Annotated in this window: 16 protein-coding genes; 6 read left to right on the top strand and 10 right to left on the bottom strand. The window is 45.1% G+C overall.

Annotated elements, in window-relative coordinates:
* Entirely contained in the window at nt 1-1,101 is a 1,101-nt protein-coding gene (lptF, locus tag VXQ11_RS13810) for an LPS export ABC transporter permease LptF (RefSeq protein ID WP_064094665.1), read from the bottom strand.
* A gap of 156 nt (nt 1,102-1,257) precedes the next feature.
* Here lptF and VXQ11_RS13805 point away from each other — a divergent pair, with 156 nt between their 5' ends.
* The 3 genes from VXQ11_RS13805 to VXQ11_RS13795 are packed head-to-tail and all read left to right on the top strand — an operon-like array spanning nt 1,258 to nt 3,762.
* Entirely contained in the window at nt 1,258-2,706 is a 1,449-nt protein-coding gene (locus VXQ11_RS13805; protein WP_416681679.1) for a leucyl aminopeptidase, read from the top strand.
* The gene (locus VXQ11_RS13800; protein ID WP_064094667.1) at nt 2,699-3,106 is read left to right on the top strand and encodes a DNA polymerase III subunit chi; all 408 of its coding nucleotides are present in this window, start codon (nt 2,699-2,701) and stop codon (nt 3,104-3,106) included. Before VXQ11_RS13805 ends, VXQ11_RS13800 begins: the two co-directional genes overlap by 8 nt.
* A gap of 26 nt (nt 3,107-3,132) precedes the next feature.
* A complete protein-coding gene (locus tag VXQ11_RS13795) occupies nt 3,133-3,762 on the top strand; it encodes a hypothetical protein (RefSeq protein WP_416681682.1) in 630 nt (209 codons plus the stop codon).
* 51 nt (nt 3,763-3,813) lie between these two features.
* On the opposite strand, the gene VXQ11_RS13790 is transcribed toward VXQ11_RS13795, so the two are convergent.
* The 7 genes from VXQ11_RS13790 to glnK all read right to left on the bottom strand — a co-directional run bounded on the left by VXQ11_RS13790 (nt 3,814) and on the right by glnK (nt 9,945).
* Nucleotides 3,814-4,359, bottom strand: coding sequence for a VTT domain-containing protein (locus VXQ11_RS13790; protein ID WP_064094669.1), 546 nt, complete (start codon nt 4,357-4,359; stop codon nt 3,814-3,816).
* A 109-nt stretch (nt 4,360-4,468) separates the two neighbouring features.
* The gene (locus tag VXQ11_RS13785; RefSeq protein WP_416681684.1) at nt 4,469-5,128 is read right to left on the bottom strand and encodes a riboflavin synthase; all 660 of its coding nucleotides are present in this window, start codon (nt 5,126-5,128) and stop codon (nt 4,469-4,471) included.
* 22 nt (nt 5,129-5,150) lie between these two features.
* On the bottom strand, nt 5,151-6,443 hold the full coding sequence (locus tag VXQ11_RS13780) for a DNA adenine methylase (protein ID WP_144723546.1): 1,293 nt from the start codon (nt 6,441-6,443) through the stop codon (nt 5,151-5,153).
* Nucleotides 6,440-7,528: a bifunctional diaminohydroxyphosphoribosylaminopyrimidine deaminase/5-amino-6-(5-phosphoribosylamino)uracil reductase RibD gene (ribD, locus tag VXQ11_RS13775; RefSeq protein WP_416706283.1), complete on the bottom strand. Its 1,089-nt coding sequence runs from the start codon at nt 7,526-7,528 to the stop codon at nt 6,440-6,442. The genes VXQ11_RS13780 and ribD overlap by 4 nt, the downstream gene beginning before the upstream one ends.
* A 2-nt stretch (nt 7,529-7,530) precedes the next feature.
* A complete protein-coding gene (gene nrdR / locus VXQ11_RS13770) occupies nt 7,531-7,995 on the bottom strand; it encodes a transcriptional regulator NrdR (protein ID WP_064094673.1) in 465 nt (154 codons plus the stop codon).
* A 140-nt stretch (nt 7,996-8,135) separates the two neighbouring features.
* A complete protein-coding gene (locus tag VXQ11_RS13765; protein ID WP_416706282.1) occupies nt 8,136-9,548 on the bottom strand; it encodes an ammonium transporter in 1,413 nt (470 codons plus the stop codon).
* A gap of 58 nt (nt 9,549-9,606) precedes the next feature.
* The gene (gene glnK, locus VXQ11_RS13760; RefSeq protein WP_005094485.1) at nt 9,607-9,945 is read right to left on the bottom strand and encodes a P-II family nitrogen regulator; all 339 of its coding nucleotides are present in this window, start codon (nt 9,943-9,945) and stop codon (nt 9,607-9,609) included.
* Nucleotides 9,946-10,222: 277 nt separating this feature from the next.
* On the opposite strand from glnK, the gene VXQ11_RS13755 reads away from it, so the two are divergent.
* Together VXQ11_RS13755 and VXQ11_RS13750 are read left to right on the top strand one after the other, a co-directional pair.
* Nucleotides 10,223-10,450, top strand: coding sequence for an accessory factor UbiK family protein (locus VXQ11_RS13755; RefSeq protein WP_416706281.1), 228 nt, complete (start codon nt 10,223-10,225; stop codon nt 10,448-10,450).
* 66 nt (nt 10,451-10,516) lie between these two features.
* Nucleotides 10,517-12,007: a YifB family Mg chelatase-like AAA ATPase gene (locus tag VXQ11_RS13750; RefSeq protein WP_144723542.1), complete on the top strand. Its 1,491-nt coding sequence runs from the start codon at nt 10,517-10,519 to the stop codon at nt 12,005-12,007.
* Between the two features lie 47 nt (nt 12,008-12,054).
* Here the strand turns inward: VXQ11_RS13750 and VXQ11_RS13745 are convergent, their stop codons facing one another.
* Nucleotides 12,055-12,783 (bottom strand): TorF family putative porin, encoded by a 729-nt coding sequence (locus tag VXQ11_RS13745; protein ID WP_144723540.1) that lies wholly within the window; start codon nt 12,781-12,783, stop codon nt 12,055-12,057.
* Between the two features lie 598 nt (nt 12,784-13,381).
* Between VXQ11_RS13745 and VXQ11_RS13740 the strand changes: the two genes are divergently transcribed.
* Nucleotides 13,382-14,698, top strand: a complete 1,317-nt coding sequence (locus VXQ11_RS13740) for an OprD family outer membrane porin (RefSeq protein WP_416681693.1) — start codon at nt 13,382-13,384, stop codon at nt 14,696-14,698.
* A 95-nt stretch (nt 14,699-14,793) separates the two neighbouring features.
* Here VXQ11_RS13740 and ppa read toward each other — a convergent pair whose 3' ends face one another.
* Nucleotides 14,794-15,330 (bottom strand): inorganic diphosphatase, encoded by a 537-nt coding sequence (ppa, locus tag VXQ11_RS13735; RefSeq protein ID WP_064094678.1) that lies wholly within the window; start codon nt 15,328-15,330, stop codon nt 14,794-14,796.
* Nucleotides 15,331-15,383: the final 53 nt, after the last annotated feature.

Below are 15,383 nucleotides of genomic sequence, written 5' to 3'. Positions count from 1 at the left end.
TTAAGACCTCACTCGCTGAATCTGTTTCTTGATTTTCGGACCCAATTTCTGTTTACGTGAGAACAAGGCACCTGCAATTGCATAGGCAATCAGGATCAATGGATAGGCCCAGATTCCCATTTCCTGTTTACTGATCCGGGTCTTTACTGCCATCAGGGCCACAATCAGACTGGCAAAGATCATGAGGGCAGGAAATAACTTAAGATAACGACCCTGTCGTGGACTTACCTCAGATAAGGCCACAGCCAAGATCAGGGCAATCAAAATGGCAAAAGGCACAAACACCCGCCAGCCCAGTTCACTGGCCACCACAGGATCCTGACGGTTCTTCCATAATTGCGAAGTCGGCAAGGCTTCAACGTCAGTACTGGCAAACTCTACTTCTTCATTACTTTCCAGGCGCAGACGATAACTTTCAAATTCAGCTTGAGTATACTGCGGTGTACCCGGATAAATCTCATAACGGCGCCCCTGGACCAGATCTACCACATTGGCAGCATCATTTGGTATTTCGATTCGGGTCGCTTCCTGTGCCAGAATCATCACATCCGGCTTGCCTTCTTTTTGCGCACGCTGATAGAAGAATATATCTTTTAAGTTTTTACGGTCTTCAGACAGGTCACCCGCATAAATGGTATAGGGTCCGGAAGAGATAAATTCTTTGGGTCGTACCAGATCAAAACCGGTACGTACCGCCTGACTGGTGGTCAGGGCTTCAAACTGGCGTATTCCCCAAGGTGCAGCCCAGAGCATGAGTCCCGCCTGAGCAATCAAAAATACCAGGGTCATCGGCACTAGCAAGCGCGCCAGTTGATGCCGGCTGACACCACTACCATTCAGGACGGCCATTTCATGATCGACATATAAACGGCCAAAAACCAGCATCAGTCCAATAAAGAAACCGAGTGGAAGAATCAGGGTCAAGAATTCAGGCAGCCGGTAGCCAATAATGCTAAATAGAATGCCTGCATCCAGACGGCCTTGTGCAGCGACCCCAAAATACTTGATCAGTCGACCACCCATCATGATCAAAGTCAATAAGGCAATCACCACCAAGGATGTCGAGATAACTTGCTTGACCAGATAACGCCGAATAATCAAATTAATTCTTCCAAAATAAGGTCTATAAAACGAGTGCTAGTTTACCCGAATAGCAAAAATATAAAACCTAAGCCGCTCAGCCCATTGAAAATCTATTCAGATAAATGTTTCAATGACTGAATGATTTACCAATCTAGACAGGCGTGAAAACAGAATATGAAACTTACAATTAATACGTCATTCCCAGAGAATGGATCAAGTCAATCTTTGTTGATTTTAGTTGACTCAGAACAGCTTCAGAATACAACAGCAACCTATCAAATCAATAATTTAGACACATTAATTGAAGCCTCTCAATTCAAGGCAGCATTGGCCGAAAGCCTGAGCCTAATTGGTCAGGTAAGTCAGTCTAGCCATGCCGCACTGATCGGCTTGGGCAAAGTTGCTGAACTGCAACCGGCCAAACTTGCAAAAATCGCACAGACTATTATTCAGGCCACTCAAAAAAAATTCAAACAGATTTCTGTAGACCTGAACCAGCTTCCACAAGAATTCCATTATCTGTTTGCCCTGTTTCTAACTCAGGCCAGCTATGGTTATGATGAATACAAATCCAAGAAAAATGAATTTGTACTTGAGCAGATCGACCTGATTGCCACCCATAGCGTATTAACTACCGAACAGTTGCAACTGGTACAAGCAGTGCAGAACGGACAAAACTTGGCACGTGACCTAGGTAACCGTCCAGGCAATATCTGTTTCCCTGAATATCTTGCAGAACAGGCGGTGGCTTTGGCCGCTGAATATCCAGACCTGCTTAAAGTCACGGTGCTGGACGAACAGCAGATGGCAGATTTAGGCATGGGTGCCTTCCTTGCAGTAAGTAAGGGTTCAGAGCGTCCGGGCCGTATTATCAGCATAGAGTATCAGTCAGAGCGTAGCGAAGCACCGGTCGTGCTGGTAGGTAAAGGCATTACGTTTGATACCGGCGGTATTTCTCTCAAACCAGGCGCAGGCATGGACGAAATGAAATACGACATGTGCGGTGCAGCCTCTGTGCTCGGCACGATGCGTGCATTGTGTGAGTCCCGCTTACCATTGCATGTCGTAGGTACCATTGCTGCAGCAGAGAATATGCCTTCAGGCAAAGCCACCCGTCCTGGCGATATCGTGACCACCATGAGTGGTCAGACCGTCGAAATCCTGAATACCGATGCCGAAGGCCGTCTGGTGCTGTGCGACACCCTGACTTATGTAAAACGTTTCAATCCTGCTTTAGTGATTGATATTGCAACTTTAACTGGTGCTTGTGTGGTCGCCTTAGGTTCAGTGCTAACCGGTATGTTCACACCAGATGATAAACTGGCAGCAGAGCTGGAAACTGCCGGTCAAGATTCGTTTGACCGGGTATGGCGTATGCCGGTACTGGAAGACTATCAGGAACAGCTTGACTCACCATTTGCAGATATTGGCAATATCGGTGGTCCAAAAGCCGGTTCTGTGACTGCTGCCTGCTTCTTACAACGTTTTACCCGTGAATATCGCTGGGCACATCTGGATGTTGCAGGTACGGCATGGAACTCAGGTACCAATAAAGGTGCAACCGGCCGTCCTGTCCCACTATTGATGCAATTCCTAGCCAACCGCGTTCAGTCGAATGGCTAAAGTCAGCTTTTATTTATTTGAAAAAAGCCCTGAACGGCAAGTGGACAGCGCTTGCCGTTTATGCCGCAAGATTCTGCGCCAGCCGGCGCGGATCTGGTTACTGTGTGCTAATGCCGAATTGCAGCAACAGCTGGATGAACGCCTGTGGAGCTTTGATCCAGGCAGTTTTATTCCCCATGGCATTGACCAGCCTCAGGCCACGGTCTGTATTTCGGCAAGGCTACCTGAAGAGTCTGACTGGATTATTTTCAATTTTAATCCGGAAGCACTTGAACCTTACGCGAAATTTAGTCACATTATTGAGATTATTGAAAACCAAGAAACGGCTAAACAGCAGGGCCGTGAAAAATTCAAACAGTATCGTCGTTTAGGCATTGAGCCAAACACCCATAAGCTTTAACCGATATTATTCATAAGGAGAGGCACGTGGCATTAAATGTAGGTCCCGATTTTAAACAGCGCTGGTTAAATGTGCCGGAAGCTGTACGTCAGACCTTTATCGATGACCTCTCTCGTATCTGCGATATTTTAAAACCTGAAACGTCTTTGGAAGAATGGCAGAGTCGTGAGCAGCGCTTGCAGCAGGAATCTGAACGCAAGATTGAAGCAGCCTATGCGCAGCGCAAGGCCGAATTGATTGAAGAAGCCCGTATTCGCAAACAGCTCGCGCTCGAAAAAGCTCTGGCCGAAAAGCGTGCCGAAGAACAAGCCTATCTAGAACAGCTACGTCTTGAAGAACAGCGAAAATTGAGCGAACAGAACCAAATGCTTGCTGAAATGAATATGCATCTAAAGACTGAAGTGCAGCACTATGTTGACCGCTTTCGGAAAAACCCTGAGCATACTTTTGACTTTGCCAAAGGCCACAGCCAGATTGAGGACCAGAACATTTTATCCGAATTAGAAAGTGTGCGTTTACGTCTGGAACTTGAGGCAGAAGCGGTGATTGAACAAACTGTCAATGCACTCAGAGAGAAAATGCGTGCTGCAGCCAAAGAAGAAATTGAGTATATCATTCAAAACTCTGAATTTTCTGAGCAGCCACGCAATAGTTAGATCATCCTTTCACATAAAAAGCCCGAACATTCGGGCTTTTTTAGTTTTATCCTAGAAAAAGTCGGCCAGCATAAAGGCGGCATTTCCGAGCAGATAACCAATACTTAATAAAGTGCCAATCCAGAGTATACCCCCCACAATATTATAGAAGCTGAATGTGGCAAAACTCATATGGGCCGATCCTGCAGCAAAAGGGCCAAATGAGCGAACAAAGGGAATAAAGCGCGCAATCACGATAGTTTTACCACCATGTTTCATAAAATAGTGATTGGTTTTCACCATATATTCTGGCTTAAAAAAACGTGAATGCTGATTGAAATATTTTAAACCGAGAACTTTCCCAGTGTAATAATTCACGCTATAACCCAGCACTGTAGCAGTAAATAGCAACAACCCCATGGAATGCAAGGTCACGATATCACTGCTGGCGCATAACGCTCCCACAGCCAGTAACAAGCTGTCACCCGGCAGAAAAAAGAAAAATACAGAACCGGTTTCTGCAAAAATCACCAGAAACAGAATTGCATAAATCCATACCCCGTATTGATCGAGCAATAGCGGCAATGACTGTTCCAAGTTAAGTAAAAAATCGAGCATTCGACCCGTCCACCCAGGCAATATTTGCAAGTTGAACTGCTGATTATCCCGAAAAATAAAAAAACAGTCTAATTTTTCAATCAGACTGTTTAGTAAATCAGCATTTTTCTTATTTTAAGAAACCGTTTTCAGCCAGAAAATCCATGCTGATTTTCGATTGTTCAGTGGTTTCAGCTGCTTTATCACCCAGCAATAAACGTTCGATATAACGTGCCAGTACATCAACTTCCAGGTTGACCTTGGTTCCCACCTTCCAGGTACCGATATTGGTCCGCTCCGCTGTATGCGGAATCAGGTTGAGACTAATGACACTGCCACGCAAATGATTAATCGTCAGACTGATGCCATCGACTGTAACCGAGCCTTTTTCTGCCAGGTATTTGGCAATTTCGGCCGGTGCCGTCACTTCATAATAAATCGAGCGGGCGTCTTCACGAACCAGCGTGATTTCGCCGACTGCATCCACATGACCTGACACAATATGACCGCCAAAACGCGTAGTCGGCAACATGGCTTTTTCGACATTGACAGGCTGGCCTGCTTTCCAGTTACCCAGTGTAGTCCGGTTCAGGCTTTCACGGGAAACATCAGCCGCATACCAGTTCTCGCCCCAGTCAATGACTGTAAGGCAAATACCGTTGGTCGCAATAGAATCACCCAGATGTACATCGGACATGTCCAGATCAGTCTGAATCCGCAAACGTACATCACCGCCAACGCTTTGCAGACTTTCAACTTTGCCGAGGCTTTCGATAATACCTGTAAACATTTTTATTTCCTTTTCAATTCTTTTACCAGAGTGCCAACTGGGTACTAACGCCGGTCGTATCCACACCGCCCAATTCTGCATAATGATGCAGCTGGCTGAGTAACTGGCGGATTGGCGGACCCGACTTGGCGTGGGTATCGGTAATCACAATAAATTCCAGTACGCGGGCACGTTCGGACTGACGCTGTTTACTAACACGATAACGCGGTACATCCTGGGTCAGCAAGCTGACCCGGCCACGTTTCAGGTTGGCCTGTAATAAATCGGTGGCGCTGATATTCCCGTCGGTTGAATAACTGGTCAGAATAAAGCGCGCATTGATGGTGGCCAGCAGGCTCTCATAGGCTTCTTTGGCATATTTAGAGGAGTTGTACTGGCTCGGACGCTCTTTGCGCCATGCCCGGTCAATCCCACTCTTAAAGCCCTTGGTATCCGGAGTCGGTAAATCGGCTTGATCCCATAAGGTCAGCGCATTCAGCACATGATAATTACTGCTATACGCATGCTGATTATACGGTGGATCCAGATAAGCCACGTCTACTTCAAAGCCGCTCATCTGGTTGGCCAGATGCTGGGCATCGACACACCACATTTCTGCGGCCATTCCCTTTTTCTGATCCGACTCGCAAAAACGGCTTGGGGTCAGCCACAGCAATGATTCAATCCGTTCCAGCGCAGTTTGGGTTTTCCCGCCCCAGCCATGGTGGAAGCTTTTGAAAACACCAGACGTATTGCTGACAAAACTGGCTGAATACAGCAAAGGGGCCAGCAAGGCAGACATTTCCACATCATCAATTGCACCTTGGGCCTGCCAGGCGGCAATCTGCTGGCGAATCGCATCAATACGCATGCCGTTACGGCGTTTGAAGAACAAACGGTCACGGGCTGGATCATAGATTTCATCATTACGTGGACAGAGGTTGTGCGTGACCCAGCCTTTGACTTCAGGCAGACGGTTCAGGTAGTCAATGGCTTTCTGATAGCCCCCAAGTTCTTTAAAAGCCGGTGCTTCCGTACAGGCCAGTACCGCATGATTCAGTGCATGGCTATACGGTTCCCAGTCATTGGCAATCACGCGATAACCATTCTGGCGGGCCAAACGTGAAACCACACCTGAACCGGCAAAAAAATCAGCAAAGATCGGCGCACGGCCATCGCTACGTTTCAGGGTTCCTGTACTCTCTAGAGCTTCCAGAATCAAATGCAGTAAACGGCGCTTATTGCCCAGATAAGGAACCAGTTGATGGAAAAGATATTCATCGGTGGTACGCGCCGCATGGCGACGTTTATGATAAACCGTAGGCTCTGAACTCATAGTGTCTCTTGAAAAGGAATTAGCCTGAAGCGCACGTCATCACCCAAGCGAGTCACATCGCGCAGCTTAAATCGGAGTTGTTCGGCCATAAGGCTGAATTCTGCATTAAACATGGTACGCGCAGACTGGCCTAATAAGGTTGGTGCAACGTAACTGATCAGTTCATCAACCAATTTTTGTTGTAAAAATGCCGTAGATAAAGTGGCTCCTGCTTCCACCAACACATCATAAATCTGATGTTGCTGAACCAGTTGCTTTAATAATTCTGCTAAAGGCTGTACCGGCAAGTGTAGCACACCCATATCTGCAAGCTCCTGACGAAATGGCCCCATCACCATCACGGTGTCGACTTGCGCTAAAATTTTTGCGTTAAGTGGTAAACGCCCCTGACGGTCCAGAATAATCCGTTTCGGTTGCACCACGGTCTTGATATCTTCAACGCCATCCAGTTGACGCACATTCAGTTCACAGTCATCCGCAAGGACCGTATCAATCCCGGTAATCATCGCGCCTGAAATCGCACGCCAGTGCTGTACATCCTGACGTGCTGCTGCACCAGTAATCCATTTTGATTCACCCGATGCCATCGCGGTACGGCCATCCAGGCTTGAAGCAATTTTTAAACGCACATAAGGTTGGCCGGTTGCCATAGCCTTCAGGAAACCTTGATTCAGCTGATGCGCTTCATCCTCACAAATGCCAACGTCTATCTCAATGCCCGCATCTTTCAGGATCTGTACGCCCTTGCCGGCCACCAGCGGATTGGGATCAGGACAGGCCACAACAACTTTAGCCACACCTGCTTCAACCAGACCCTTGGCACAAGGCGGGGTCCGGCCATAATGCGCACAAGGTTCTAAAGTCACATAAGCGGTTGCACCACGTGCCTGTTCACCGGCCTGACGCAGCGCAAAGACTTCAGCATGTGGCTGACCGGCTTGGGGATGAAAGCCTTCACCAATCACGATGCCATCTTTAACAATGACACAGCCGACATTCGGATTCGGTTTGGTGGAATATTGCCCTTGACGAGCCAATTCAATGGCACGCTGCATCCAGACTCGATCTTGATTCAATTCAGCCATGTTTATTCGTGTAATTCTCGTTGTTGCATCTGTTCAATCTGATGACGAAAAGCTTCGACATCCTGAAAATCCTGATAGACCGAGGCAAAACGTACATAGGCAACATGATCCAGAGCAAATAAAGACTGCATCACGATTTCACCGATGGTACGTGATTTCACGTCACGCTCACCCAGACGGCGAATCTGTAGCTGGATATCACTTAGCACGGTTTCAATCTGTTCCTGGGTCACCGGGCGTTTTTGCAAGGCATGCATCAGGGAGCGACGTAGTTTGGCTTCATCGAAAGGCTCATTCTTGCCATCTGACTTGATGACACGTGGCATCACCACTTCATAACTTTCAAAGGTAGTGAAGCGTTCATTACAACTGACACATTCACGACGACGACGAATCTGACAGCCTTCAGCTGCCAGGCGTGAATCAATCACTTTACTGTCTGCAGTATTGCAAAATGGGCAATGCATAGCGGTTTAATTGAGCAAATCCAGATGATTTCCGAGTGTAGCAAAAATTACAAACTTTGTAGAGCTTTACGCAACATATAGAAAAAAAACAGCCCATTCGGGCTGTTTTACACTATATATTGATTATGAGATAGTTATTATTATTCGACACGTTCGCCATGTTGGCTCAAATCCAGTCCCATACGCTCATCATCAGATGTCACACGGATTCCAATGATCAAGTCGATGACTTTCAGGATAATGAAGGTCATGATTGCAGAATAAGCGATTGTCGCCAGTACACCTTCCACTTGCACCCACAGCTGATGCATAACATTGGCAGGGGCATTGTCACCCATGATGAATTCGCTGGCAAAGAAGGCTGTTAAAATCGCACCTACAATACCACCTACGCCATGCAGGCCAAAAGCATCCAAAGAATCATCGGCTTTCAATGCGCGTTTCAGTGCCGTAATCCCCCAGAAACACACCACACCACCGATCAGACCCATCGCCAGCGCACCGCCTACGGTCACAAAACCTGCAGCAGGAGTAATTACGACCAGACCTGCAACTGCACCTGATACACCACCCAGTACAGAAGCTTTACCACGCACCAGTTTTTCAGTAATTAACCAAGAGATAGCTGCTGCTGCTGCTGCCACTTGAGTCACGATCAAGGCATAACCTGCAGAACCGTTTGCACCTAGTGCAGAACCACCATTGAAACCGAACCAGCCTACCCAGAGCAAAGATGCACCGATCACTGTAAGGGTCAAGTTATGTGGTGCCATAGATTCACGGCCCAAGCCCATACGTTTGCCCAGCATATATGCCGCTACCAGACCAGCAACACCTGAGTTGATATGTACGACTGTACCACCGGCAAAATCAAGCGCGCCATCGTTACCTAACCAGCCGCCACCCCACACCCAGTGGGTAATTGGGGCATAGACAATCACCACCCAAAGTGCGATGAAAGCAACGAAAGCACCAAATTTCATACGTTCTGCAATCGAACCGCTAATGATGGCAACCGTAATAATGGCAAAAGTCATTTGGAAAATCACGAATAGGATTTCAGGAATCGTGCCCGAAAGTGCTTCTGTGGTGATTCCCGCTAACATGAATTTATCCAGGCTACCTATAAAGGCATTGCCTTCCCCGAAAGCGAGGGTATAACCAATAATGACCCAGGCAATACTGACCACTGCAGCAGCAACAAAGCTATGTGCCATGGTCGCCAGGACATTTTTCTTGCGGACCATACCGCCATAAAATAGCGCCAAACCAGGAATGGTCATCAATAAAACCAGAGCGGTCGAGGTTAAAATCCAGGCGGTATCACCAGTATCTAGCGTTGGTTCTTCTTCTGCAGGTATTACGGCTTCGACTGGCGCTGCTTCAGCAATGACTGCTGTAGTCTCTGTTGTATTTAGTGTTGTATCGCCTGCTTCTTCAACAAGCACAATTTCTTCTGTTGGTGTTGTTGCTGTTGCAGCTTCTTCAGCCCATGCAACAGAACCACCAAAAAGAGCGCCGGCCATGCCGAACGCGAGTAGCATTTTTTTCATCGTATCCCCCAACCAAGTTTTTGTGAGTTATTAGGTACTCAGCAAACTTCGTGCCAAGTTAGACAGCGTCTGCCCCTGTTTCACCTGTACGAATACGGATGACTTGTTCCAAGTTAGTTACGAAAATTTTTCCGTCACCGATTTTTCCAGTGCTAGCCACACGGGTGATAGATTCAATTACTGAGTCAACCATGTCATCGCTGATGGCAATTTCAATTTTGACTTTCGGTAGGAAATCTACAACGTATTCAGCACCACGATAGAGTTCAGTATGGCCTTTTTGACGACCAAAGCCTTTCACTTCAGTTACAGTGATGCCTTGAACACCAATTTCAGACAATGCTTCGCGCACATCATCTAATTTAAAAGGTTTTACAATTGCAGTTACGAGCTTCATGTTTGTTTTCCTTCGGCTTATTTCACCAGTAAGGTTTTACGTTCAAATTTCATGCCAAGATCCCTAAGGTCGGGGGAAATTAGAAAGCTCGGCATGTGGTCTATTTATACCTTATTTTATACTTATAAAGTCCTTGAATCTTCAAAAAATAGACATTTTTTATGTGGATTTTTACAATATCTCTGCCCGAATAAGTCTATATTTTATCTGAAATACTATAGTCTGCATTTTAGCAATGCTAAACTGTGCGCTCCTTTCTATGGCAATGGATCAGACGATGATGGAAACCTTATTACAAGCAATTATGCAGCAAGTCGAACAACCTAAGAAAGATTTGGAACATAATCTCCGTGCCCTGTTAAATGAAGCTGTGGCTAAAATGGATCTGGTGTCTAAAGAAGAAATTGAACGTCAACGCACTGCCCTAAATAAAGCCAATTATCGTCTGGATGAATTGCTCAAACAGGTTGAGGCACTAGAAGAAAAGATTTCGAACAAAAAATAAGCACAAGTACAGTGCACAAAAGACACCAGACTTATAAAAATAACGCACCAAATTGGAACAACAATAATGTCTTTTGCCAAAATTTATACGCGAGGCTTGCTTGGCCTGCATGCACCTTTAATAGAAGTCGAGGTTCATGTCAGTTCGGGCATGCCTTCACTCACTATTGTGGGGCTTCCAGAAGCAGCAGTACGGGAAAGTAAAGACCGGGTACGGTCGGCTATTTTAAATAGCGGCTTTCAATTCCCCACCAAACGTCTCACCATTAATCTGGCGCCAGCAGATCTGCCAAAAGATGGCTCACGTCTGGACTTACCGATTGCTTTAGGCATTTTAGTGGCTTCAGGCCAGCTCCCAGAAGATTGCACCGAGCATCTTGAATTTATTGGAGAATTGGCCCTTGATGGTCAATTACGTCCGGTCAGTGGAACCCTGAGTATTGCGATTGCCTGTCAGAGTGATCAGCATCAACTGATCCTGCCTGGCCCAAATGCCCAGGAAGCCTGTCAGCTCCCTGATTTTAAAGTCTTCGCAGCCAATCATCTGAAAGAGGTGTGTGAACATCTTTCCCAGACACAGTCCTTGCAGCAGATAGAATCCGGTTCACTTGCTACAGACCATTTTTATAAGTTTGATCTTGCGGATGTAAAAGGACAATTACGACCACGACGTGCTTTAGAAATTGCTGCAGCAGGTGGTCATTCCCTGCTGTTTCGTGGTCCGCCTGGAACAGGCAAGACTTTGCTGGCCTCCCGATTGGCCAGTATTTTACCGCCTTTAAAGACCCAGGAAAATCTGGAAGTCGCCAGTATCTATTCAGTGGCGAATGCCAATCATCCTTTTGGGCAACGCCCGTTTCGGGCACCGCATCATACTGCTTCTGCCGTGGCACTGGTCGGTGGTGGTTCACATCCCAAGCCAGGAGAAATCACCCTGGCGCATTTAGGGGTTTTATTTCTGGACGAACTCCCTGAATTCGACCGCAAGGTTCTGGAAGTCTTACGGCAGCCTTTGGAGGCAAAGGAAATTGTCATTTCCCGGGCATCACGCCAGATTACTTTTCCCGCCAATTTCCAGTTGGTGGCTGCTATGAATCCATGCCCATGTGGCTATGCCTTTAATCAGGATATCCGCTGTCAATGTTCGCCTGAAAGTATTAAGCGTTATCAGAACCGGATCTCAGGCCCCCTGCTGGACCGGATTGATTTGCATATTGATGTACCGCCATTACAGGCGCATGAGTTACAGGACAATAGACCTACAGAAAACTCGGAAACGGTCAGACAACGCGTCATTGCAGCTTATGAAATTCAGATGCAACGGCAAAACACCTTGAATATGAGTCTGAGTCCGAAGCAGCTAGAGCAATATGCCGCATTAGATCAGTCTGCTCAGAATATGCTTGAACTGGCGCAGCAAAAATTAAATTTGTCAGCCCGAGGCTATCATCGGGTCTTGCGTGTCGCACGTACCATTGCCGATTTGCATCAAAGTCCCGATATCCAAAGCCAGCATCTGTCGGAGGCTTTATCTTATCGCGGGCAGCAGCAGATTTAGAATATTAAAAAAGGCGACCTGAGATCGCCTTTTTTAAACACCAAAGATTAGAAGCTGTAGCCTAGTCCTAATACCACTTTATTTTTCTGTTTATCTTCAAAACGGTTATAACCACCAAAAATATAATTCATGCTGGCGGTGATGCCTGTATCAGCAAGTGGCTTGCTTAGACCGATATCGAAATGACGGAAACCGAAACTGTTTTCTGTTCCTTTTATGTCGCCATCTTTGGCATAAATATATAGGCCAAGTGCAGTATCCAGACTAAAATCTTTTGGCAGTGCATAGCTATAGGTGCCTTTTAGATAGGTATCCCCTGCATTACCCCAATCAAGATCTTCAAGCAATGTTTGAGCAGTCACACCAAAATCTTTGTACGTCAGACCCAGCATGGTTTCAAAACCATTTGAGCCTGTATTGCCAATATCATAATAGTAATAATAAGTTAAACCCGCTGTATAACCCCAGTCTTCATTGATTGAACCGTTATAGCCCGCATAAAAATCATTTTCAAAGGCATTGGGCAAATCATCACCATAGTCTAATGTCGAACCCCACCAGCCTGCATAGAAACCAGAAGCATGATTGTAGTCCAGCCCCCCCTGTAAAGTAGCGCCCTTATTTTCTGGCGTATTGGTAATACCACGCAGGTTATAGCTTGAAAGTACGCTGATATTTCCAGATACCGTATGTTCAGCAGCCGGTTCCTCAGCAAAAGTAAAAGAAGATGCAGCGCCCAATAAAGCAAGAGATAATACTTTTAATGTTGATTTCATTGTGTGACTCCCCCAGATCGTCTGAGACGTTTTTTATGGTCATTGATTAAACTCAAGCTCGAAACTGCAAGAGCTATGCCAATCTGGATAAAGGAAACTCGAAACAATAAAACCTACAAAATGATTAATATATAAGTTTCTGTTTTTAAATTAAAATTTAAATTATTCTAAAAAGTATGTGCTAGGTGATTTCTTGACTCAAAAGATTTGAGCACCATTCCTCCGTTTTTTAAGGCTTATACATAATTATTTACAACTTGCCCTATTTTGATTCTTCTTTTAGAAGAACTAAAATTTATGCCAAAAAACCGTGCATATTTTTTGATCATATTTTTTTACACATTATTCAGTATAAAAGCCATTTCTTCTTATTTTGCATTCTTAAAAAGATAAGTTTTACCTTCTAACAGGTTTTTGTTTATATTAATTTTTTACCAAATGGTTATAAATCCATTTTCGTTAAGTTTCGCTATTTTTTAATTTGAGTTAAAAAAATTAGACTTTAATAGAAGATCTGCAATAAAAAATGACATTTTTTCCATCAATTCTTATACAATTCTTAAAAATTCTCTACTAGTTTGTATAAGGTCATCTCCCAATGCAAAATATAAAAAAATTAACATTGATCGTTATGATTCAAGCTGCTTTGGTGTCATCTGTGTATGCCAATGAACAAGCTGAAGCTAAAGGTTTTGTTAAAGGTGCTGACGGTACGGTTTTATTCCGCACCGGTTTTCTAAGCCGTGACAAAAAGAATGGTGTAGCGGATACACGCTCATCTGCTCAAACGGCGATAGTTAAACTGGACTCTGGCTTTACTAAAGGTGTAGTTGGTTTTGGTGCAGGTATTATCGGTGATGCATCTTTCAAGATAGGCAAAAATGCACACGCGGGGAATAACATGATTCCCCTGCATAATAATGGTGCCAAAGATGCCCAAGGCCGGGTGGATCCTTATAGTACCTGGGCACGTGGTGGGGCATATGTGAAAGCTCGTGTTTCTAGTACGACAGCTACTTATGGTACTCAGGTTCTTGATATTCCTGTACTCGCAAGTAATACCGCACGTCTGGTTCCCGAGTATTTTACCGGGGTACTGGTCACAAGTAACGAAATAGACAAGCTGAAGCTTACAGCAGGTAAATTCACCAAAGACCAATATTCAGACCAACTTAGTACTGATGGCCGTCATCTGAAAAGTGCAGTAGTTTGGGGAGCAAAATACGACTTCAATGACCACCTTAACTCCTCTTATTATGGAGTTGATGTTAAAGATAAACTGGAACGTCATTATGCGAGTGTCAACTCTACCCATGACCTGAAAGATGATTCATCTTTAACTTTAGATTTGAGTGGATATCATACTAAGTTTGACAAGGATGCCAATACCTACTCTCAGACCACGACTGATCTGGCAGACCGTCATAATACAATCTGGGCGGTTTCAAGTGCCTATAACAAAGACGTGCACAATATCATGCTGGCTTACCAACAAAACTCAGGCAATGTTGGTTACGATTATGGTGAAAATGCTGATGGCGGTCAGAGCATGTATCTTCCCAACTCTTACCTTTCTGACTTTATTGGCAATAAGGAAAAATCTGCTCAGCTACAGTACAGCTATAACTTCAAAAATCATGGCATTCCAGGTTTAAACTGGACCACGGCTTTTGTTTATGGCTGGGATATCCATGTTGCGAATCCGGATAACCGCGCTGAATTAATCACCAGCAATGCTCAGGAACATGAATTTTTTAACCAGGTTAAATATACCGTTCAATCTGGTCACCTGAAAGATGCAAGCTTACGCTTACGTCACTCTTATTACCGGGCGAGTGATGACTACCAATCTAGCTATATTGGTGACACCAACGAATGGCGTATCTGGCTAGACATTCCTGTGAAATTATTCTAATTCACGCGAAATTCAAGCCATAAAAAAACCTGCATCATGTGCAGGTTTTTTTATACCAAGCTTTAAAAATTTAAAGCCCAATGAACAAAAAGCAATTATTTATTTGCTTCTGCATAAGCTTCAATTGAACTCATGACTTCCTGTTTTGCAACATCAGCCCCGTCCCAACCACTAAGCTTAACCCATTTACCTGGTTCAAGGTCTTTGTAGTGCTGGAAGAAATGTTCGATCTGGCTGATCAGTAATGGAGGAAGATCCGTATATTCCTGAACATCTTTGTAGATTGGCGTCAGTTTATCATGTGGAACTGCAACCAGTTTCGCATCAATACCACCGTCATCTTCCATGTTCAACTTACCCACAGGACGGCAACGAATCACAGAACCTGGTTCGACCGGATGCGGAGTTACCACCAGTACGTCTAATGGGTCACCGTCAAGTGACAGGGTGTTTGGTACATAACCGTAGTTTGCTGGGTAGAACATTGCTGTACCCATAAAACGGTCTACAAATAACGCATCAGAATCTTTATCGATTTCGTATTTGATTGGTGCTGCATTTGCAGGAATTTCGATGATCACATAGATATCGTTTGGCGCATCTTTACCCGCTGGGATATTGCTGTAGCTCATAGCATCACTCTTTAACAAGTTATATCTTTTAAAAAACCGCGACAATTATAACG

This window comes from Acinetobacter sp. 197 (assembly GCF_048148385.1).
Taxonomy (GTDB): domain Bacteria; phylum Pseudomonadota; class Gammaproteobacteria; order Pseudomonadales; family Moraxellaceae; genus Acinetobacter; species Acinetobacter pecorum.
This window is presented reverse-complemented; position numbering and strand designations above follow the sequence as displayed.

Bases quoted from the DNA above. Each gene is read 5' to 3' on its own strand.
- VXQ11_RS13805 (WP_416681679.1), top strand. From the start codon at position 1,258: ATGAAACTTACAATTAATACGTCATTCCCAGAGAATGGATCAAGTCAA.
- VXQ11_RS13800 (WP_064094667.1), top strand. From the start codon at position 2,699: ATGGCTAAAGTCAGCTTTTATTTATTTGAAAAAAGCCCTGAACGGCAA.
- VXQ11_RS13790 (WP_064094669.1), bottom strand. From the start codon at position 4,359: ATGCTCGATTTTTTACTTAACTTGGAACAGTCATTGCCGCTATTGCTC.
- VXQ11_RS13785 (WP_416681684.1), bottom strand. From the start codon at position 5,128: ATGTTTACAGGTATTATCGAAAGCCTCGGCAAAGTTGAAAGTCTGCAA.
- VXQ11_RS13780 (WP_144723546.1), bottom strand. From the start codon at position 6,443: ATGAGTTCAGAGCCTACGGTTTATCATAAACGTCGCCATGCGGCGCGT.
- ribD (WP_416706283.1), bottom strand. From the start codon at position 7,528: ATGGCTGAATTGAATCAAGATCGAGTCTGGATGCAGCGTGCCATTGAA.
- nrdR (WP_064094673.1), bottom strand. From the start codon at position 7,995: ATGCATTGCCCATTTTGCAATACTGCAGACAGTAAAGTGATTGATTCA.
- VXQ11_RS13765 (WP_416706282.1), bottom strand. From the start codon at position 9,548: ATGAAAAAAATGCTACTCGCGTTCGGCATGGCCGGCGCTCTTTTTGGT.
- glnK (WP_005094485.1), bottom strand. From the start codon at position 9,945: ATGAAGCTCGTAACTGCAATTGTAAAACCTTTTAAATTAGATGATGTG.
- VXQ11_RS13755 (WP_416706281.1), top strand. From the start codon at position 10,223: ATGATGGAAACCTTATTACAAGCAATTATGCAGCAAGTCGAACAACCT.
- VXQ11_RS13750 (WP_144723542.1), top strand. From the start codon at position 10,517: ATGTCTTTTGCCAAAATTTATACGCGAGGCTTGCTTGGCCTGCATGCA.
- VXQ11_RS13745 (WP_144723540.1), bottom strand. From the start codon at position 12,783: ATGAAATCAACATTAAAAGTATTATCTCTTGCTTTATTGGGCGCTGCA.
- VXQ11_RS13740 (WP_416681693.1), top strand. From the start codon at position 13,382: ATGCAAAATATAAAAAAATTAACATTGATCGTTATGATTCAAGCTGCT.
- ppa (WP_064094678.1), bottom strand. From the start codon at position 15,330: ATGAGCTACAGCAATATCCCAGCGGGTAAAGATGCGCCAAACGATATC.